This window comes from Peptoniphilus sp., assembly GCF_050943655.1.
GTDB lineage: Bacteria > Bacillota > Clostridia > Tissierellales > Peptoniphilaceae > Peptoniphilus_A.
Map to the genome: position 1 here is coordinate 1 of NZ_JBMNPQ010000028.1, position 19,706 is coordinate 19,706.

Consider the following 19,706-nt stretch of genomic DNA (forward strand, 5'->3'; position numbering starts at 1 on the left):
ATTAGGGTTTATATTCGTATATACGAATTATACTCCTTGATTTATTTTTATTCAAGGTTTTAAAAATTTTTATTTGAAAGTTGCTACTTATTTTATTTTTAATTTTAATTTGGAGGTAAACATGAATTTACATTTAGAAGGAAAAGTTATAATCGTTACTGGTGGCTTTAAAGGAATCGGAAGAGCAATCTCACTTGAGCTTGCAAGAGAAGGTGTCATCCCTGTAGTTTTAAACAGAAAAAATGAAGCTGCAGAAGAATATGAAAAGGAACTTGCACAAATAACTGACAAGTACGCAATTTATTATATCGATTTAAACAACACTGATGAAATCGCACCTATCGTAGAAGACGTTGTTAAAAAATTTGGTCACATCGACGGCATCGTAAATAACGCTGGCAGAAACGACAACTTGAGTTTGGAAGAAACAAGCTGGCAAGATTTTGAAAAATCAATCCACTCAAACCTAACTCACTACTACGAGCTAGTTCACCAATCTGTTGAATATTTAAAAGAAAGCAAAGGCTCAATTTTAAATATTACTTCTAAGACTGCTCTAACTGGTCAAGGTAAAACTTCTGCTTATGCCGCAGCAAAAGGTGCAATCCTAGGTCTTACTAGAGAATGGGCTGCTGCTCTTGCAAAAGACGAGGTAAGAGTTAATGCCATCGTTGTATCAGAAGCATGGACTCCACTTTATGCAAATTGGATCAAGACTTTTGGCGACGAAAAGGCTCAAGAAGAAAGACTTAAACTTATTACTGACAAAATTCCTCTAGAAAAGAGAATGACTAAACCAGAAGAGATTGCAGACACTGCTTGCTTCTTGTTATCTGATAGAGCATCCCACACAACTGGACAATGGGTATTTGTCGATGGTGGTTATGTTCACCTAGACAGAGCTCTTAGCTAATTTTTAAAACTTTTTTAAGAGAAAGGATGAAAAAATGTCTAATGATGTAACTAATAAAAGAGGTTCAAAGGCGACGATTGCAATAGTTCTTGTGACATTCCTATTCTTTGCATGGGGTCTTACAATGAACCTTGTAAATGCACTGAACACTCCAATGGCAAATTACATGGAAATTTCTGCCACAAAGGCATCACTGCTTCAGATGGCATACTTTGGAGCATATTTCTTTTTGGCAATTCCAGCATCAATCGTTGCTAAAAAGCATGGCTATAAAGTTGGAATAATGATGGGCCTTGCACTTTTTGTAATCGGCTCTCTTCTTACAATTCCTGCAACATCAAGCATGAATTACAATTTATTTTTACTTGCCATGTTTATAACAGCATCAGGCGCTGCAACACTTGAAACAAATTGCAACCCTTATATTACAAAACTTGGCGATCCAGAAAAAGAAGCTTTTAGATTAAACTTAGCACAATCTTTTAACGGCGTCGGCAACATCGTCGGTCCATTTATACTTGGGTCAGTAATTGGCGAAACTCTAAATCCAGGGGACGCTGGTTTTGAACAAGCTAAGGCAAGTTTCTTAGATGGAACTAAGACAATTTATATAGGAATTGCCATTGCACTTGCAATAGTTCTTGCAATATTCTTCTTTGTAAAACTTCCAACTCCTCCTGGAGACGAAGAGGCAAACGAAGAAAACACAGGTGGCATCAAAAAATTATTTGAAATTCCACACTTTGCGCTTGGCGTACTTGCAGCTTTTATCTTTATCGGCCTTCAAGTTGGAGGAATGGCACTATTTTCTTCCTACTCACTTGAGCACTGGGAAGGCATGAGTGCGGGAACAGCTACAAAATATTTGGGAATAGTATCCCTTTTATTTACAGTGGGCCGTTTTGTCACAACTCCACTTATGAGTAAATTTAAACCTAATAAAATTTTGGGAGTATATATGTCACTTAGTGCAATTCTAATGGTAATAGTTGCACTTGGACTTGGCAAAGTTTCTGTAATTGCATTTATTATCTCCTACCTATTTATCTCAATAGGTTTTCCAACAATTTATTCACTTTCACTTGTTGGACTTACTGGTAACGACGCAAAGACAGGCGCATCAATTCTTACTATGAGTATAGTCGGAGCTGCCATAATTCCAGTTATCATGTCAGCAATTGGAGATAAGACAAGTCTTCAAGTTGCAATGGGTGTAACTGTAATAGGATTTATATACTGCGCATGGTATGGATTTGTAGGTTCTAAAAAAGGACTGGAGGCTTAATATGAATAAAAAAATTGATATAATAGATTCCCACTTTCACATTTGGGATTTAGAAAGACAAAATTTACCTTGGCTAGAAGACTGCCCACCTATTGCAAAATCATATTCAATAGATGATTATAAAAATATGTACAAAAATTTCGATGGAATAAACTTTTTGGGCGGAGTATATGTTGAGGTAGACTCAGATAATCCAATTTTAGAAGATGAGATAGTAAGTAAGATTGTAAAAAATGAAGAGAAAATTTTGGCAAGAGTTCCTCGTGCAAAAGTCTCACCTACTATGAGAATTCCAGTATTTTCAAACGGTGTAAGGGAGCCACTTCACGTTCCATCTGCTCCAAAAGGAAGATGCTTAGAAGATGGCTTTGTCGAAGGAATTAAGGAACTTACTAAAAAGAATTTAAGCTTTGACTCTTGCAATAGAGTAGATGAGCTATCTGATTTAGTAAAACTTATGGAAAAAGTTCCAAATGCAAAAGTAGTACTTGATCACGTTGGCAATGTGGAAAAATTAGACGAAGAGTACAAAGAAAACATGAAAGCTTTGGCAAAATTTCCAAATCTTTATGTAAAGGTATCAGGTTATCCTACAGAGGATAAAGAATTTGTGCGTGATTTGTTGAGTTTTATTAAAGAGACTTTCGATGCAAAAAGACTTATGTATGCATCTAACTGGCCAGTCGTAGAACTTTATTCTAACTTCGACGAACACCTTGAGATTTTAATAGATACCTTTGGTGACGACGAAGACTTTTTCAAAAACAATGCCAAAGAATGTTACAATATTTTTTAATGGAGATGGAGGAAAAATGTCATATAAAATAATTTCACCTACAGTTACTATAATAGATGAAAACGGAAAAATAGATTTAGACGCAAACAAAAAAGTAATTGAATTTTTGCTTATGAATAACATTGGCGGATTTGCTCCTTTTGGATCAACTGGTGAATTTACAGAATTTTCTAACGACGAAAAATTAGAGCTAATAAAACTTTATGTAGAAGTTGTAGGTGGCAAAGTTCCAGTAATAGCAGGAACAGGAAATATAAATTTAAAAAATACACTCGACCTATCTAAAAAGGCACTTGATGCTGGAGTAGATGGTCTGTTAATACTTCCACCATTTTACTACGCCATGGGTCAAGAAGAAGCGTATAATTGGTATGCGCGCCTTGCAGAAGAACTTGACGGCGATATCTACATCTACAACTTCCCTGCAAGAACTGGACTAAATATCGCACCAGAAACAATAGAAAAATTAGTCCGCAAATATCCAAACATTGCGGGGATAAAGGACACAGTAGATAACGCAGAAAACACAAAGGCCATAATCTACAGAATTAAGAAAATTAAGCCTGATTTTAAAGTATACTCAGGCTTTGACAATCAATTCGTATCAAATATACTCTCAGGCGGAGACGGCAATATATCAGCTTTTTCAAATATAGTTCCAGAAATTTGGGCAAGCTGGATAAAAGCAGCAGAAGAAAAAGATTTTAACAAAGTGAAAAGAATTCAACAGATGATTGACTCACTTATGCCTCTATATAAAATTAGACCAAACTTCTCAAAACTATTTAAAATATTAATGAACAAAAGAGGATTTAACATAAGCACAAAATCAATATTTCCATTTGACGAAATAAGTGAAAAAGAAGTAGAACTTGCAACAAAAATATTTAGCTCAGTTATAGATTGGGAGTGAAACATGAAAAAAGCGCTCAAAATTAACGAAAAAGACAATGTAGTAGTAATCGTTGAAGAAGTAAAAAAAGGCGATGTCATAACTTATGACAACTTAGACGGGGCTACAAAAGAAGTAACAGCAATAGAAGATATCCCTATTTATCACAAAATTGCAATTAAGCCAATAAAGATGGGCGACTATGTAGTAAAATATGGCGAGCACATTGGAGTTGCATCAAAAAATATTGAAGTGGGCTCTCATGTGCATCTTCAAAACGTAAGAGACAACAGAGAAAACTTAAAACTAAAGGAATAATGGTGATGAAGATGAAAGATAAATTTTTAGGATATCTTAGAGAAGACGGAAGAGTCGGAATAAGAAATCACGTACTAGTACTCCCAGCAAGTATCTGCGCATCAGATACCACAAAACTAATACAGAGAAAAGTAGACGGCACAATAACTTTTTCTCATCAACTTGGCTGCTCACAAGTTGGATCAGATTCTGACATGACTCTTAGAACTGTTGTAGGTTACGGCGCACATCCAAACGTATATGGAGTAGTTATCGTTGGACTTGGCTGTGAAAATCACCAAGCAAGCCTAATAAAAAAAGAAATACTAAAAATCGTAAAAAAACCAGTAGAGACAGTAGTTATCCAAGACGTGGGCGGAACAGTTAATGCAGTAGAAAAAGGATCTAAAATCGCCCAAAAAATGGTAGAAGATGCAAACAAATTAAAAAGAGAAGAATTTCCAGTATCAAAACTAATCGTCGCAACAGAATGCGGAGGGTCCGACACAACATCTGGCCTTGCATCTAATCCGACAATTGGAAAGATGAGCGACATATTAGTAGAAAAAGGCGCAAGCGTAGTATTATCTGAAACAACAGAATTTATAGGAGCAGAGCATATCCTGGCAAGACGTGCAAAAAATAAAGAAGTACACGATAAAATATATAAAATTGTAGGTGACTTCGAAGAGCACATCAGAAAAAACACAGGGCACGACGTTCGCGAAGGAAACCCTTCCGTTGGAAACCAAGAGGGAGGTCTTACAACATTAGAAGAAAAATCCCTCGGTTGCATCCACAAGGCAGGCTCAACAACAATAAATAACGTCTACGGTTACGCAGAACACATGGCAACAGGAGAAGGCCTAGTAATTATGGACACACCGGGAAACGACCCATCATCTGTTGCAGGCATGGTGGCAGGCGGAGCACAAATAGTAGTCTTCTCAACAGGAAGAGGAACACCAACAGGCCACCCAATAGCACCAGTCGTAAAAGTAACAGCAAATAGAAAAACATGGCAAATGATGCAGATTAACCTTGACTTTGACGCAAGCGGCGTAATCTATGGCGAAAAGACAATGAATGAACAGGGAGAAGAACTCTACAATAGACTAATAGAGTACGCAGACGGAAAAGAAACAAGAGCAGAAGAATTTGGATTCACAGAAACATCAATAGCAAGAGCCGCAAACTTCGTATAAAATAAAATATGTATAAGTCCCACCCTTTGAGGTGGGATTTTTTTGTATGAAAACTTATAAATGAATTAGATGCTGCATTCTTGTATTGACTATACAAATACAAACTCAAACAAAAAAGGAGGCAACGCCCCCTTTTCATACTATAAGTCTATCGTTAATTTTCTCAATTTTCGAAATAATATTTTTAGCTACATCTATCTTTCCATCAAATAAATACTCCACATTCCCGTATTTGTTAAAGGGCCTGTCGTTAATTATTTCCTTCTCAAGTGAACCATTTTTTATAATATGTTCAACAATATTTTTAACAAAATCTATTTGATCCGAGTTTAACCTTTCATCTGATAAAAATTCTGAAAATTCTCTTTGTGCAGCTTTTCTATCCATACCTGCAATCTGAGCTACTAACTTTAAAAGTGGTTTTTCCCCATAAACCTTTTCAAAGGATGTCCTGTCACCCAATTCTTCAAACAAAACTTTTTCAAAATATTTTACATCTTCTTCCGTAAGTTTTTCATTGTTTCTGAGCTTATGAATTGGCAAAACATAGGCATATTTTTTGAAATAGGACTCTACTCTTTCTTTATAAGCTTCCAAGTCATTTACTGTATAAGTAACCTCGTTTTCTTTTGTGCCTATAACTTCATCCTTAAAATCTGTGTAGTAGATTTCTCTCTTCTCTTTGTCAATTAATTTTATAAGCTCACGCAACCTTAGTCTTATATTTTCAAAATCAAATATATCTGCATCTTTCCAAAACTCATCGTCTACTAATTTATAAATTAAGTCCTTCTCTTTAGCTACATTTGGAATTGTTCCCTTGTCCATGAGACTTCTCGCAGTGTTTTTAACTCGGTTAATTTCTCCAGTAAAAATTGCGCCAGATAATTTGCAAAACACAATTGTATACATCAAATAATCAAATCTTTTTGCCATTTCGTCTGAATCAGTGGAGACTATTAGAGGAACAACTTCGTCCTTTAATTCTTTTATGTCTTTCTCCTTAAGACTCTCAAAAGTTTCTTTATTCGAAAACTTATCAATGTAATTAATTCTCATGCTCGCCGAAAATTTATCTCTATTAATATCGTTAACAGTCGAAACTATATCTTCTACGAGCTCATTTCTATAATTTCTAAAACTCTTATCACTATATTTCATATTCTCCAAAATCTTTATTATATCGACTTTGATATTAAAAATATTTTCAGTTAGAGAAACTTGGATTGTCGTCTCAGTATTAGAACCAGTACCACCAAAATAACCAAAGTTATCGTAATAATCGAAAATATAAAACTTTTTCTTGTCCATTCCAGGTCCAAATAAATTTTCACAAAGACGAGTTCCGCGGCCAACCATTTGCCAAAACTTTGCCTTCGACCTAACAGGTTTAAAAAATACTAAATTCACAATCTCTGGCACGTCAATTCCAGTATCTAGCATATCTACAGATACAGCTATCTGCGGAAAAGAGTTTTTGTTTTTGAACCTATCAATTAAAACATCAACATAACTAATGCTGTGATAAATAGCTTGCGCAAACTCTCCCTTGTATTCAGGGTAAAGAATGTTGAACCTCTCAACAATAAAATCGGCATGAGATCTGTTGGCAGCAAAAATAATTGTCTTTCCAAGCCTGTCGCCACCTTTGACCTTAATACCTCTTTTCATTAAGTCACTAATTACCAGATCCACTGTATCTATGTTAAAAAGACTCTTGTTAATCATGCTGTTTGGAATGTCATCAAAAGTGCCAAAGGTTTCCTCAAAAGCTTCTTTCTCCTCCTCAGATAAATCGTTATAAATAATTCCTCTTTTCATAATTTTTGTCTCAGAAATAGCAGGTAACTCATACGGCACAAGATAACCATCTTCTACAGCCCTGTCCAAATCGTAGGCATAAGTAGGATTACCCACCTCCAAGTCAAAAATTCTGTAGGTATTTCTACCAATGTCACTTACAGGAGTTGCAGTAAGCCCCAAAAGTTTAGCATCAAAGTAGTCGAAGATGTCCTTGTACTTTTTGTAAATAGAGCGGTGTGACTCATCTAAAATAATTAAATCAAAATGTCCTGTAGTAAAAATCTTATTTCCATCGTCACCCTTTTTTTCGTCAATGGAGTTCATTATGGTTGGATATGTAGAAAAAACCATCCTACTGTTCACATCGTCTTTGCTCTCCAAAAGATTGCAAAGAGAAAGATCGGGCAGATATTTACTAAAGCTTTCCTTCGCTTGCTTCACAAGAGCAGTCCGATCAGCTAAAAATAAAATATTCTTAGCCCAGTTACACTTTGTCATAACATCGACAATAGATGCTGCTGTCCTTGTCTTACCACTGCCAGTTGCCATAACAAGAAGAGCTTTTCTGTGTCCACTTTCATAACTCTCAAGAGTCCTCCTAATAGCTTCCTTCTGATAATATCTATTAGTGATATCCTCGTTTATCTTGGCATTTAAAAGTGACTTTCTATTTTTCTTTATAAAAAATAGAGATTCCAAATCTTTTTTACTATAAATACCAGAAATTTTTCTCTCAGGAGCATCTCTATCATCCCAAATGTAGTAATCAATTCCATTAGTAAAAAATATAATCGGACGAACTCCCGTCTCTATCTCAAGCGAATCAGCATAAAGCCTTGCCTGTTCCTTGCCTTGTTTTGGACTTAGGCTTGTCCTTTTTGCTTCAACAACAGCAAGAGGTTTGCCATCATCACCATATAAAACATAGTCCACATAGCCAATTTTTGACGAACTCTTCATGTGAGTTACCATAACTTCCTCAAGACAGTTCGATCCAAATCTCCAGCCCTTCATCTCAAGATCAAGCTTAATATATGCATCTCGAGTTTCAGCCTCAGTTAAAGTGTCAACATTAAAGTTTCTGGCACTTTCGTTTGATAATCTTATCTTTTCGTTTTCTTCTCTTAGTTTTTGATTTTCTTTAATCAAATCCTCGAGATTTTTTTGATTTTCATCAAGAAGTTTTTTGTACCTTTCTCTCTCTTCACTTGTCTTTTTAATCTTGTCGTTGTGACCGAGGATATCCTCGTTAAATTCACGCTCTTCATATTCAACTGAATAACAGTAGTCGATAAAATTTGTTAGATTAAAAAGATTTCTAAGAGAAAGAACTGCTTGAGCTCTATCTACGCTCATGTTTGTGTGTGTCGCTTTGTTGCCAAGCTCTCTAGTGTAGTCAATCGCCTTGTAAATATCCATACCAACGATTTGTCTAAAATCATAAGAATTGATGAGGGCGGCAAAGTTATCATTATAAGGAAGCCTCAAAGCGTCGTCGTTTATATATAGCCACCTTACAGCAAGCTCCGCTGCTTTTCTTGTGTAAGTCGCAGAGGCGTTGTAAGACACATTCATAAGGCTCTCAGCCTCTATACATGCATCTACAAAGGAGCTATACTGCTTTTCTTTTTTTAAATATGAAAAATTAGAATCCAAATTGCCACCTCCTAGTGGAACAATTCTTCCTTAAAGGCACTGTCCATAATGGACTTATAATTTTCTTCCAATAAATTTAGCGAATTTTTTATAATTTCTTTTTCACTTTCAATAGCATTTACAATATCTGCAAATTTATTTTGCAGTTCGATTGGGGGTACTGGAATTTCAAAGTTTTTTAGAAAATTTGCAGGTACTCTTCTTTGTCCTGCACTTCCAGTCATTTTTGACTCAGCTAATTTTTTAAAATGATCTGTACGAATTAAACATAATAAGTAATTATTATTTAAAAAATCTCCAACCCTTATTACATGAAATTCTGTAGAACCAAAACCAATCTTATTCTCCAAATTTTTAGCAATGCAACTTTTCCCATTTTCCATACAAGGTGTAATTTTTGCAAAAAGTATATCATCTTCTTTAAAATAAGTATAACTTTTATACACTTCAGAAATTTTCTTAGTCTCGTTTAATATTAAATTACCAGTTTCTTTAACATCTTCCATAGGTACAAAAGACACTTCAATTTCAAAATCTTTTGAATATTTTAGTTCACTCTTTGGAGGATTAATCTCAACCACTTCTTTCAATGCTTTAACTCCCCAATTTTTATTGTTTATAAAAGGATCGCCAAACATTTCGTAAAATACAGATTCAATCAAATCATCTAGAAGTTCAATTTGTTCGCGCCTCTTGTCAATTAGACTTTGAGCATTGTCCAAAATTTCCACAATGTCTTCTTGAATTTTTAAAGAAGGAACTGGGATTTTTATTTTTTCAAAATTAGATTTATTGATAATTGGAACGACGGCATTATTAGCAATGTGCATTAATGTTGGTCTAATGAAGAACAAAGCATATGCTAAATATTTATGATTAATTATTTCTTCATTAACTTTTATCGCGTTTATTTGTTGATTAAAACAAATATTGTCTTTTGCTATCCCTATATTTCCAACACTTCCAATACAGGTAACTAATATATCATTCTTGTTTGCTATTCTTCCTTGCTCAGATCCAAGTTTTGATAACCATTCTTCACCAACATCTAATTCAACAATCTTATTAATCTTGAAGCTCGTTGGCTTTATAAATGGAATATATTCAGAAGAGTAAAATTCTAAATTCTTTTTCTTTGGAGTGTTACCAGTTGAAACTTCTCCAAGTTTACCAAGTTCAATCCACTCCATCACTTCACCAACCTCTCAATTTCATCAAGGCCTGTGATAATTTCCTCTTCTAAATTTTTTATCTTCTCAATCAAAACATTTGGCTCTTCGTAATCCACTTCGTCGTAGACAATTTCCTTGTATCTATTAATAGAAAGGTCGTATCCATTTTCTATTATTTCATCTACTGGCACTAGGAAAGATTTTTCCGTCCTCTGTCTTTCTTCTTCGCCTTCTAAATTGTGAAATCTTTCTATAATATCTTCTATATCATTTTCTTCAATTTTTTCTCTCTTGTCATCGAGTGAAAAGCCATCAGCTTCCATATCATAGAACCAAACTTTATCAGTGCCACCAATGCCCGTCTTTGTAAATAAAAGTATGGCAGTTGAAACTCCTGTATATGGTTTAAATACACCTGATGGCATGGAAATTACTCCATCGAGCTTGTTATTTTCAATTAGTTCTTTTCTAAGGGACTTATGAGCATTGCTCGCTCCAAAAAGCACTCCATCAGGTACAATGACTGCTGCTCTTCCGCCACTTTTTAATATTGCTAAAAATAGCGCAATAAATAAAAGTTCTGTTTTCTTTGTGTTTGTTATTCTGTTTAAGTCGTCTGAAACTACATCTTTATCTAAGCTTCCTTTAAAAGGAGGATTTGCCAAGACAAGTGTGTATTTTTCTCTATCTTTATTTGATTTTGATAGTGAATCTTTGTAATTTATTTGAGGATTCTCTACATCATGAAGAAGCATGTTCATTGTTCCAATTCTAAGCATTGTGCTGTCAATTTCGTTTCCTGTAAACATGTCGTTATTAAAATGGTTTTTAAGCTCCTCTGATGTAAAAATTTCATCCTCGTAATTTTCTAATAAGTATTCCGCTGCAGAAATTAAAAATCCACAAGTTCCTGCCGATGGATCGCATATATAATCAGTTGGTATTGGCCGAGTTAATTTAACCATCATCTCAATTATATGGCGTGGTGTTCTAAACTGTCCGTTTTTGCCTGCTGTTGTAAGTTTACTAAGCATGTACTCGTAAAGATCGCCCAGTTCTCTTATTGGTGTATTATCCATTAGTTCGTCAATATTTGTGACAACAGACTCGAGCATTCTAGGTGTTGGAATTACAAAAACTGCATCTTCCATAAATCGAGTAAAAGATGACTCACTTTCTTTTAAATTTTTTATAAATGGAAACACTTCAGTTGAAACTACTTCAAACATTCTTTCTGAATCAAAGTGTTTAAAATTTGACCATCTGAGATGATTATGATCCTCATCAAAAATAATTTTTGGTTCAATTCTAAGAAGTTCTGCATTCTTTTCAGAATTAAGCTGTTTGACATCTAAAGATTTTATAAAAAGCAAATAAGTGAACTGTTCTATAACTGTTAATGGATTGGTGATTCCTCCAACCCAAAAAATATCCCAAATTTTGTCCACTCTGTTTCTAAGTTCTCCTGTAATCATAGTCTCTCCTTAATGTTTGTTTAAACAATTAATCTTATCTATAATTATAACATTATTATTAAAATATTATTGATAAAAAATACAAACGATTGCACCATATTGTAGTTTTAAAGTATTGAGTGACTGTGAAATTAGTTGTGCTTTTTCTAGTCAATTCTTTTTGTACTTTCCCTCTAAGTTTTCTTGTCAAGACACTGAAGAAGTTTTATCAGAATCCACATATTCCTTATTCATATAACATGTGACAACTAATCTACTCACTCAATGGGACAAAATATAGGCATTTTATATGATAAGTTATAATTATTTAATTTATTTTCCTATCACCAGACAAAAAAAGTGCAAGCTTTTTGTGTGCCTGCACTATTCTGTGACTTAGAATAAGAGTTATAATTAATTTTTAGAGGTAATCATTTAGTCTTATTCTGCTATTTCTGCTTCTTTTTTTACTTCCTTGTCGCCATGTGTTTCTTTCCACAATTTGTTTGCTGTTTCGTTCCAAGCCATTGCATATGGTGTTGTTTTTGCTTGCAATTCTTCTGCACTTTCTGATGCGATTAAGTCAGTGTTCTTTGCTCCAGAGTCGTTTACTATTTTTGTAAGTCTGCCTGGATTTTCAAGCATTGGGCAAGGTTTTAATAAGTTTTTGTTGAATGGTTGATTTTGGTGGAATCCCATAAATAATGGGCTAGTCAAACATTCTTTTATTGTCTTTTCTCTGATGTTTGAGTCAGAGTAGTGAATGAATACGCATGGTTCCATGTCTCCAAGTGAGTTGATGTGGAAGTAGTTCTTTCCGCCTGCTATACATCCGTTTATAAATTCACCGTCGTTTTGGAAGTCGATTGTGAATATATTTTGTGGATATTCACCTGATCTTATTTCACGAACTTTGTGATATACGTGTTCACGTTGTTCTGGTGTTGGCAATAGACTTACGTCTGCATCTGCTCCTACTGGCATGTAGTGGAAGTACCATGCAAGTTTACATCCGTGATCTGTAAGTAGTTCTATGAAGTCATCGTCTGTTACGTATTTGTAGTTTTGTCCTGTGTAGCAAATTGATACTGCATAAAGAAGTTTGTTTTCTTTCATTAGGTTCATGGCATCCATTACTTGTTTGTAAACGCCATCGCCACGTCTAAAGTCTGTGGATTCTTCTGTTCCTTCGATACTTAGTGCAAAGGATAGGTTTCCAAGTCTTCTTACTTCTTTACAGAACTCTTCGTCTATTAATGTTCCGTTTGTGAAAATATGGAATTCGCTGTCGTTAAATTCTTCAGCCAGTCTTAGGATATCTTTCTTTCTTACTAGTGGTTCTCCACCTGTTAGGATAAAGAAATAAGTTCCTAGTTCGTTTCCTTGTTCTACGATGCTTGCCATTTCTTCGTAAGTTAAGTTGTTTTTGTGTCCGTATTCTGCAGCCCAGCATCCTTTACATTTTAGGTTACATGCTGATGTCGGGTCAAATAGTATTGTCCAAGGAATGTTACAGTCATATTCTTTTTGAAGCTGACATCTTAGGTTGTTGCCCTTATATGCTGCGTTATATCCTGCATTTATTACAAATGTTTTGATTATGTTTTCGTCTATTTCGTTTACTATATCTTCTGCAAATGAAACCCATTTAGAGTTTGGATCTGCTATTTCTTTTCTCATTCTTTCTATAGCGTTTTTACCACTATTCATTTCACTAGATTTAGGCATTAAGTAATTGTCGAAGATGTTAACCACATCTTGCATTCCTTTTTGTGGGTCTTTTTTGATGCGGTTTATTGCAATATCAACGGCCTTGGAAAAGGCTGCCCTTGTAGCTCTATCCTTAATTGAAATATTCATTATTAGACCTCCTAATTTCCAAATATGTGAAACATATTGTTTGATTTATTCCAACTATATAATTAATAAGTATTTCAATATTAAATGAACATTGTTCACTTTTAGTTATACCCATATATTACCAAAATATTGATGATTTTTCAAACATTTTCATATAATTTTTTTAGAAATTTTATTTGTTAAGTAAACTTTCTCAGTCGATATCAAATTCATTTTTTAATGCATCTGTAAGTATCTGAGAGAAATTCACATTCATGCTCTTTCCCATCTCGTTTAGATAACTGGGGATGGTTAAACTCTTTCTTACAACTTTTGATTCACTCTTTTTCAGGTATTCGTCAAAATTTGCTCCAACTAAACTTTTAAAGCTCCCTTCATAATTGTAGTCCCTATCTTCTGCACTAGGCTTAACACTTACATGACAGATGTCGCTTGCTATTGGAAATTTTTTACCCTGTATAAAAAAGTAATATAGGTATGTACATAGTGCATCTGATGCCATCAAGAAAGCTTCGTTTACATTCTTACCCGAAGTTACACAGTCCTTTAAGTCAGGGAATAATACTGTATATCCTTCTTCATTTGATTTTTTATAAAATACTGCAGGATAGCTAACAAACATATTATCACCTCTTTATGATTGTAAGATGGATTCTAAATCCTGCTCCCACTATTATTTTAGTATTTTGGCAATCAACCCCTTTTGTTTTGTGCTTTAAATCATTTTATCTTGTACCGTGTTATAACAGTACATCCTCTTATATATTATAATGCGCGTCTATACGCATTATGTCAAGTAAAATAACAGTAAAAAAAGAGGGTTTCCCCTCTTAAATTATTTTATCTATAAAGTTTTTAGTCATCTTGGCAGTAAATCCCCAAATTATTTTGTCTTCGTACTCGTAGAAAAGTGTCTCTTCCTTTCCCCTTTTAAATTTGTAATTCCTGCCATTTGGTATAAGTTCGTAGGGAAAGTCCTTGGCTCTTTTATACGATATTTTATTTATATAAGACTTCGGTTTTGTTTTTATAAAAAATTCTAGGGGCACTGCAAAAATTTCTTCTACTTCGTCCTTAGATGGGACGATGTCATAAAAATCTTTTTTTATTTCGCCAATGAATGAATATATTATTGCTGATGCTGGATTTATTAAAAAATCTGACTCGCTGTATACTTCTATATCTCTCTTATTTATTAATAGCTCTTCACAAGTCTCCCTTACTGCTGCATCTCTTGGAGTTTCATTCTTTTCTATTCGTCCTCCTGGAAATGATATTTCTCCAGGTTGGTTTCTAAGTGTATGTGCTCTTTTTTCGTAGACTATATTTACCTTGCCATCTATTTTTATCAGCGGTATTAATACAGAAAATTTGTGTTTTATATCAACAGGTTCTGGCTTTACATCTTCTACTTTTCTTTTTATCTCTCGAAGATTAATTGTCATTTATTATCTCCCTAGTGAGTTCTTCTACTGTATAAATTTTAAACCTGTCGATTTTTTTCTTTTCTGCTTCAAATTCTAATAATCTATATAAAAGATCGTCGTAGTTAAAGTTTTCGAATAGCTCGAGTTCATCTGCAATCTTTGGCACATGCTCCTCTATTACAGTCCTCATTATTTTTGAATCAACGTCCTTTGTCCTGTACTTTATTATTTGGTAAATATATTTTACTGAGTCCTCTACATTAATTGGAAAGATGTAGTAATCGTCTCCTCTTAAGTTTTTAATCGTCTTAAACGCATCGAAGTAACCTGTTTTTATTAAATTCTCGGACCTTTCTGGTGTAAAGTCAAGCGTCCCACCCAGGCTCTTTTTTGGCTCAATTATATATTTTGCATTTGATAGATCTTCGTCTCTATCTTTGTGAAGTCTAACAACGACAATGTCTAAATCTCTTCCGTCGAGCATTTCTATTGGAGCTTTTGAAATAAATCCTCCGTCTAGATAATATTTTCCATGAAGCGGCTTTAGTTTAAATGCAGGCATGTAACATGATCCAATTATATAGTCCTTCATAAGGCCTGGCTCAATCTCGTCTTTAAATAATTTTTCTGCCTTAAAGTCTGTTAAGTTAAATGTGCAAACTCCAAAATCTATTTTTGATTTTCTTAATCTGTCCTCGTCAACATATCTATCCACCACATTAAAAAGTGGAGAAGGAGATATTACAAGCTCTGGAAGTTTTATATTAAGTCTTTTAAGTTTTTCTTTAATTCGATCCACTAGGTGCTCATCTTCCACTGCTTTTAGCTCACTGGCAAAATCTTTAAGCTCCGCGCTTCTCCAAGCCTTAAAGCATTCATAAACATCGCCTTGTGCAAACATTGCGCCGTTTAAAGCTCCAATGCTTGTTCCTACTATTGCATCAAATTCAAATCCCATTTCCATTAGAGCAAGGTAGGCACCTACTTGGTAGGCGCCTTTTGACCCTCCGCCCTCTAAAACTAATCCATAACCCATTTTCTCACTCCCTTATGTAAGGGGCAGATGCCCCAATAATTATTCTAATTCAGATGTGCAGTGTGGACATCTAGTTGCATCAACTGGAATTTGTGACTTGCAGAAAGGACAAGTTTTTTCTGTTGGAGCTTCTTCTGGTTCGTCTTTTTTAAACTTATCTTGCATGTGGTTAATTTGTTTTATAATTACAAAAATTGCAAAAGAAATTATTAAAAAGTCAATAATATTTTGAATAAAAATACCATATTGCACTTTAGCTGTACCAACAGTTACAGCTAAATCTTCGAATCCCTTGCCGCCAATTAATATACCAATTAGTGGCATCAAAATATTATCGACAAGTGAAGTTACAATTTTACCAAAAGCTCCACCTATGATAACCCCAACGGCCATGTCCATTACATTTCCACGTGAAACAAATTCTTTAAACTCAGCCATGAATTTTTTCATTGTCTTTCTCCTTATGCCTTTTAAATTTTTCTTAAGGTAACACCGTTCTTTTCAATGAGTTCAAGGGCGTACTCATCTATTCGATAAGCCTCTTTGTAAAAAATTCCAGTAATCCCTGCCTGAATAAGTGCCTTAGTGCAATTTAGACAAGGAAAATGTGTCACATAAGCTCTGCATCCTTTAACAGATATACCCTCTTTTGCACAATATAAAAGTGCATTCATCTCTGCATGAATAGTTGCAATGCAGTGGCCATCTCTCATAGTATGCCCTACATCAATGCAGTGAGGATTGCCTGAAACCGAACCATTATAGCCCGTTGAGACAATTCTGTTATCATCATTTACTAGGACGCATCCCACAAATGCCCTGTCACACGTGGACCTTGTTGCGACCATTTCTGTAATTTCCATAAAATATTCATCCCAAGACTTTCTCATTTTGCCTCCTTTGCAAGCTTATCAACAAGCTCGTTATACTCAACTCCTGAGTGAGCCTCAACCTTTATAAATTCTACGTCGAGTTTATCCTTAATGCCATCGTAGAAATTTTTATAAAACTTAGTGCCTTCCTTGTTTGCCTTCCAATAACCAAGGGCCCAAGACCTAATCCCCTCGTAGTCGTAGTGAAGATAAATCTTTTTCTTGCCAAGCTTTATAGCCTCGTCCATGGCGCGCATGGCTCCCTTTATCTCTCCAGAGACATTTCTCATCTCTGAGTCAGTGAAAAACCTCTTTGAGAATGAATACTCTTCTCCCTCGCCATACATATATACCCCATAGGAGTGGCTCTTATCAGAATTTCTATAAGATCCGTCGACATAGACGATTAGCTCATCTTTTTTTGCCTCTGTAACTTTTTTCTTTTCCTCATTTGAAATAAAATTCTTAGCATCAATAAGACTTGAAAACTTTTTGTAGCTTGCGCCCTTAAAACCGTAAACCTGCTTTTTGCACTCGTCCCAAGTCTTATAAATGCCGGGAACTCTACCCACTCTTACTGCGTAATAATTCATTTAACACCTCAAACAATTTGTCAATAATACCTACATATTATATAATACAATTAATAAGTAGTCTAAATTTTTTGGAGGTATTATGAATAGAGAACAATTTGAAAGAATGAAAAACGGCAAGGGATTTATAGCTGCACTTGACCAATCTGGAGGATCAACTCCTAAAGCACTTAAAAATTACGGAATAATGGAAGATGAATACTCAAACGACGAAGAGATGTTTAATCTTGTTCACGAAATGAGAAAAAGAATAATAACTAACGAAGCTTTCACATCTGATAGAATTTTGGCAGCAATACTATTTAAAGTCACAATGAATTCAAAAGTTGGCGACAAATACACTGCTGACTATCTTTGGGAAGAAAAGGGCATCGTCCCAATACTAAAAGTTGACGAAGGTCTTGACGAACTTAAAGACGGCGTTCAACTGATGAAGCCATTTAAAAACATTGACGAGCTTTTAGAAAACGCAAAAGAAAGAAATATCTTCGGCACAAAAATGCGTTCAGTAATAAAAGAACTTAACGAAGAGTCAATCAAAAAAGTAGTAAAACAACAATTTGACTACGCAAAACTAATATCAGAAAAGGGATTCGTGCCAATAATCGAACCAGAAGTTGACATCCACGCAGAAGACAAAAAAGAAATCGAAGAAGTTCTTAAAAAATATTTAATTGAAGAACTTAAAAATTTAGACAAAGATACCTTTGTAATGTTTAAACTAACACTTCCAGAAGAACCTAATCTGTACCACGAATTACTTGAGTATGACCAAACAGTAAGAATCGTGGCACTATCAGGCGGTTATTCAAGAGAAGAAGCAAACAAAAAACTAGTACAAAACGATGACGTAATAGCATCATACTCAAGAGCACTAACAGAAGGACTTAACGTAAAACAAACAGAAGAAGAGTTCACAAAAATGCTTGATGAGTCAATCGAATTAAACTACAAAGCATCAGTTGAAAAATAAAATAATTTTGATAAGAGGGGCGTGTGCCTCTCTTTTTTGTTTGGCGTGTGGAAATTACTTAGAATAAAGCTATTAAGTTACATTTTTTAGATTTAAGCGATAGGGATTTCTTTTGGATTTTAAAGGTATGTATGGTTGTGAAGAAGTGTTGTCGCTTTGATTCGAATGTGTTTTTAGATATTTCTCCTTCACATTTCTCTTTAAGACGATTAGTTCTCGCTCGAATGCTTTGCAGATCCCTCGACTGTCGCTCGGGATGACGAGTAAAAGGTAACGACAGGTGTTTAGGCTATTTGTCGATGGGTTTTATTACTCCTTGATGTTATTTTGTTAAGACGATTAGGTCTCGCTCGACTGCTTTGCAGATCCCTCGACTAACGCTCGGGATGACGAGTAAAAGGTGACGACAGGTGTTTAGGCTATTTGTCGATGGGTTTTATTACTCCTTGATGTTATTTTGTTAAGACGATAAGTTCTCGCTTGAGTGCCTTGCAGATCCTTAGGCAAGCTCGGGATGACGAGTAAAAGGTGACGACAGGTGTTTAGGCTATTTGCCGATGGGTTTTATTACTCCTTGATGTTATTTTGTTAAGACGATAAGTTCTCGCTTGAGTGCCTTGCAGATTCCTCGATTCGCGTTTCACGCTCACTCGGAATGACGAGGTGTAGAGGTTGTGGTTCGTAAAAGTCGTAACTGTTCCACAAGTTTTCACAATTATAATTGTTTTTGAGCTAATCATTAATTACAGTATAAAATTTTAAGTCCTTATCAGAAGAACACCCATAGGGCGTCATCCTGAGCGAAGGAGGAGCCCCGCGACGACGGAGTCGCACTTTACAGCATAAGACCTACTACGAAATCAAAGATTTCTGTTAGGTCTATAAAGGATCTGTAGGGTCATGGTGGCGATGTGTTGTCGTCTTACCCAAACTGTGTTTTGGAGTGTTTCTCCTTTACGCTATTTCTTTAAAACGATTAGTTCTCGCTTGAATGCTTTGCAGATCCTTAGGCAAGCTCGGGATGAGGGGGTGGAGGTTTTTATGAGTTAGTGTTGTAACTGTAGCCATGGTTCATCTGCGTTATATGAAAAACTTCCCATTCAACATCATCCTGAGTGAAGCAAACTAAGAGCCGCACTTTTATTAAATATTCCTTAAATAATTGCACTAAAAAAGCACTGCCACTTTCAAGTGACAATGCTAATTAAAACGAATACATTTCTGCATAAATATCTATTGATACATAAAATTATTTACATACACTTATCTAAAAAGATTCTTCACCCATAAGAACATTTAAATCACATTAAGGATAACTTACACTTATAATCAAATCTTCATCGCTTAAATTATCTGATTGTGAATTTATTTCACGCTCACCATCGTCTTCCATAATTTCTTCACACTTTTGTTGAAGAATTTGATCAATTTCTTCAGGAGATTTATCTCCAAATATTTTTTCTTTATCTTTT

At 34.9% G+C, this 19,706-nt stretch carries 17 protein-coding genes; 7 read left to right on the top strand and 10 right to left on the bottom strand.

Annotated features, from left to right (window positions below; genetic code table 11):
* Positions 1-121: 121 nt before the first annotated feature.
* The 6 genes from ACOX6R_RS04110 to ACOX6R_RS04135 are packed head-to-tail and all read left to right on the top strand — an operon-like array spanning position 122 to position 5,388.
* Positions 122-913: an SDR family oxidoreductase gene (locus ACOX6R_RS04110; protein ID WP_433447528.1), complete on the top strand. Its 792-nt coding sequence runs from the start codon at positions 122-124 to the stop codon at positions 911-913.
* A gap of 34 nt (positions 914-947) precedes the next feature.
* Entirely contained in the window at positions 948-2,198 is a 1,251-nt protein-coding gene (locus tag ACOX6R_RS04115) for a sugar MFS transporter (RefSeq protein WP_433447531.1), read from the top strand.
* Between the two features lies 1 nt (position 2,199).
* Entirely contained in the window at positions 2,200-2,994 is a 795-nt protein-coding gene (locus tag ACOX6R_RS04120; RefSeq protein WP_433447534.1) for an amidohydrolase family protein, read from the top strand.
* 16 nt (positions 2,995-3,010) lie between these two features.
* Positions 3,011-3,907 carry a dihydrodipicolinate synthase family protein gene (locus ACOX6R_RS04125; protein ID WP_433447536.1) on the top strand — a complete coding sequence of 299 codons (897 nt, stop codon included), beginning with the start codon at positions 3,011-3,013 and terminating at the stop codon, positions 3,905-3,907.
* 3 nt (positions 3,908-3,910) lie between these two features.
* Positions 3,911-4,204, top strand: a complete 294-nt coding sequence (locus ACOX6R_RS04130) for a UxaA family hydrolase (RefSeq protein ID WP_433447538.1) — start codon at positions 3,911-3,913, stop codon at positions 4,202-4,204.
* An 11-nt stretch (positions 4,205-4,215) separates the two neighbouring features.
* Positions 4,216-5,388, top strand: a complete 1,173-nt coding sequence (locus tag ACOX6R_RS04135; RefSeq protein WP_433447540.1) for a UxaA family hydrolase — start codon at positions 4,216-4,218, stop codon at positions 5,386-5,388.
* Positions 5,389-5,523: 135 nt separating this feature from the next.
* Here ACOX6R_RS04135 and ACOX6R_RS04140 read toward each other — a convergent pair whose 3' ends face one another.
* From ACOX6R_RS04140 to ACOX6R_RS04185, 10 genes are all read right to left on the bottom strand, one after another.
* Positions 5,524-8,847, bottom strand: a complete 3,324-nt coding sequence (locus tag ACOX6R_RS04140; RefSeq protein ID WP_433447542.1) for a DEAD/DEAH box helicase family protein — start codon at positions 8,845-8,847, stop codon at positions 5,524-5,526.
* An 11-nt stretch (positions 8,848-8,858) separates the two neighbouring features.
* A complete protein-coding gene (locus ACOX6R_RS04145) occupies positions 8,859-10,037 on the bottom strand; it encodes a restriction endonuclease subunit S (protein WP_433447544.1) in 1,179 nt (392 codons plus the stop codon).
* Positions 10,037-11,494, bottom strand: coding sequence for a type I restriction-modification system subunit M (locus ACOX6R_RS04150; protein ID WP_433447547.1), 1,458 nt, complete (start codon positions 11,492-11,494; stop codon positions 10,037-10,039). The genes ACOX6R_RS04145 and ACOX6R_RS04150 overlap by 1 nt, the downstream gene beginning before the upstream one ends.
* Before the next feature lie 420 nt (positions 11,495-11,914).
* A complete protein-coding gene (locus ACOX6R_RS04155) occupies positions 11,915-13,333 on the bottom strand; it encodes a radical SAM protein (RefSeq protein ID WP_433447550.1) in 1,419 nt (472 codons plus the stop codon).
* Positions 13,334-13,526: 193 nt separating this feature from the next.
* Positions 13,527-13,955, bottom strand: a complete 429-nt coding sequence (locus ACOX6R_RS04160) for a type II toxin-antitoxin system HicB family antitoxin (protein ID WP_433447552.1) — start codon at positions 13,953-13,955, stop codon at positions 13,527-13,529.
* A gap of 208 nt (positions 13,956-14,163) precedes the next feature.
* Positions 14,164-14,778: an NUDIX hydrolase gene (locus tag ACOX6R_RS04165; RefSeq protein WP_433447554.1), complete on the bottom strand. Its 615-nt coding sequence runs from the start codon at positions 14,776-14,778 to the stop codon at positions 14,164-14,166.
* Entirely contained in the window at positions 14,768-15,796 is a 1,029-nt protein-coding gene (locus ACOX6R_RS04170; protein WP_433447557.1) for a patatin-like phospholipase family protein, read from the bottom strand. Before ACOX6R_RS04170 ends, ACOX6R_RS04165 begins: the two co-directional genes overlap by 11 nt.
* A 39-nt stretch (positions 15,797-15,835) precedes the next feature.
* Positions 15,836-16,246 carry a large conductance mechanosensitive channel protein MscL gene (gene mscL, locus ACOX6R_RS04175; RefSeq protein WP_433447558.1) on the bottom strand — a complete coding sequence of 137 codons (411 nt, stop codon included), beginning with the start codon at positions 16,244-16,246 and terminating at the stop codon, positions 15,836-15,838.
* 20 nt (positions 16,247-16,266) lie between these two features.
* Positions 16,267-16,686 (bottom strand): deoxycytidylate deaminase, encoded by a 420-nt coding sequence (locus ACOX6R_RS04180; protein ID WP_433447560.1) that lies wholly within the window; start codon positions 16,684-16,686, stop codon positions 16,267-16,269.
* Positions 16,683-17,261 carry a ribonuclease H1 domain-containing protein gene (locus ACOX6R_RS04185; RefSeq protein ID WP_433447563.1) on the bottom strand — a complete coding sequence of 193 codons (579 nt, stop codon included), beginning with the start codon at positions 17,259-17,261 and terminating at the stop codon, positions 16,683-16,685. Before ACOX6R_RS04185 ends, ACOX6R_RS04180 begins: the two co-directional genes overlap by 4 nt.
* 82 nt (positions 17,262-17,343) lie before the next feature.
* Between ACOX6R_RS04185 and ACOX6R_RS04190 the strand changes: the two genes are divergently transcribed.
* A complete protein-coding gene (locus ACOX6R_RS04190; RefSeq protein WP_433447566.1) occupies positions 17,344-18,234 on the top strand; it encodes a fructose bisphosphate aldolase in 891 nt (296 codons plus the stop codon).
* Positions 18,235-19,706 lie beyond the last annotated feature (1,472 nt).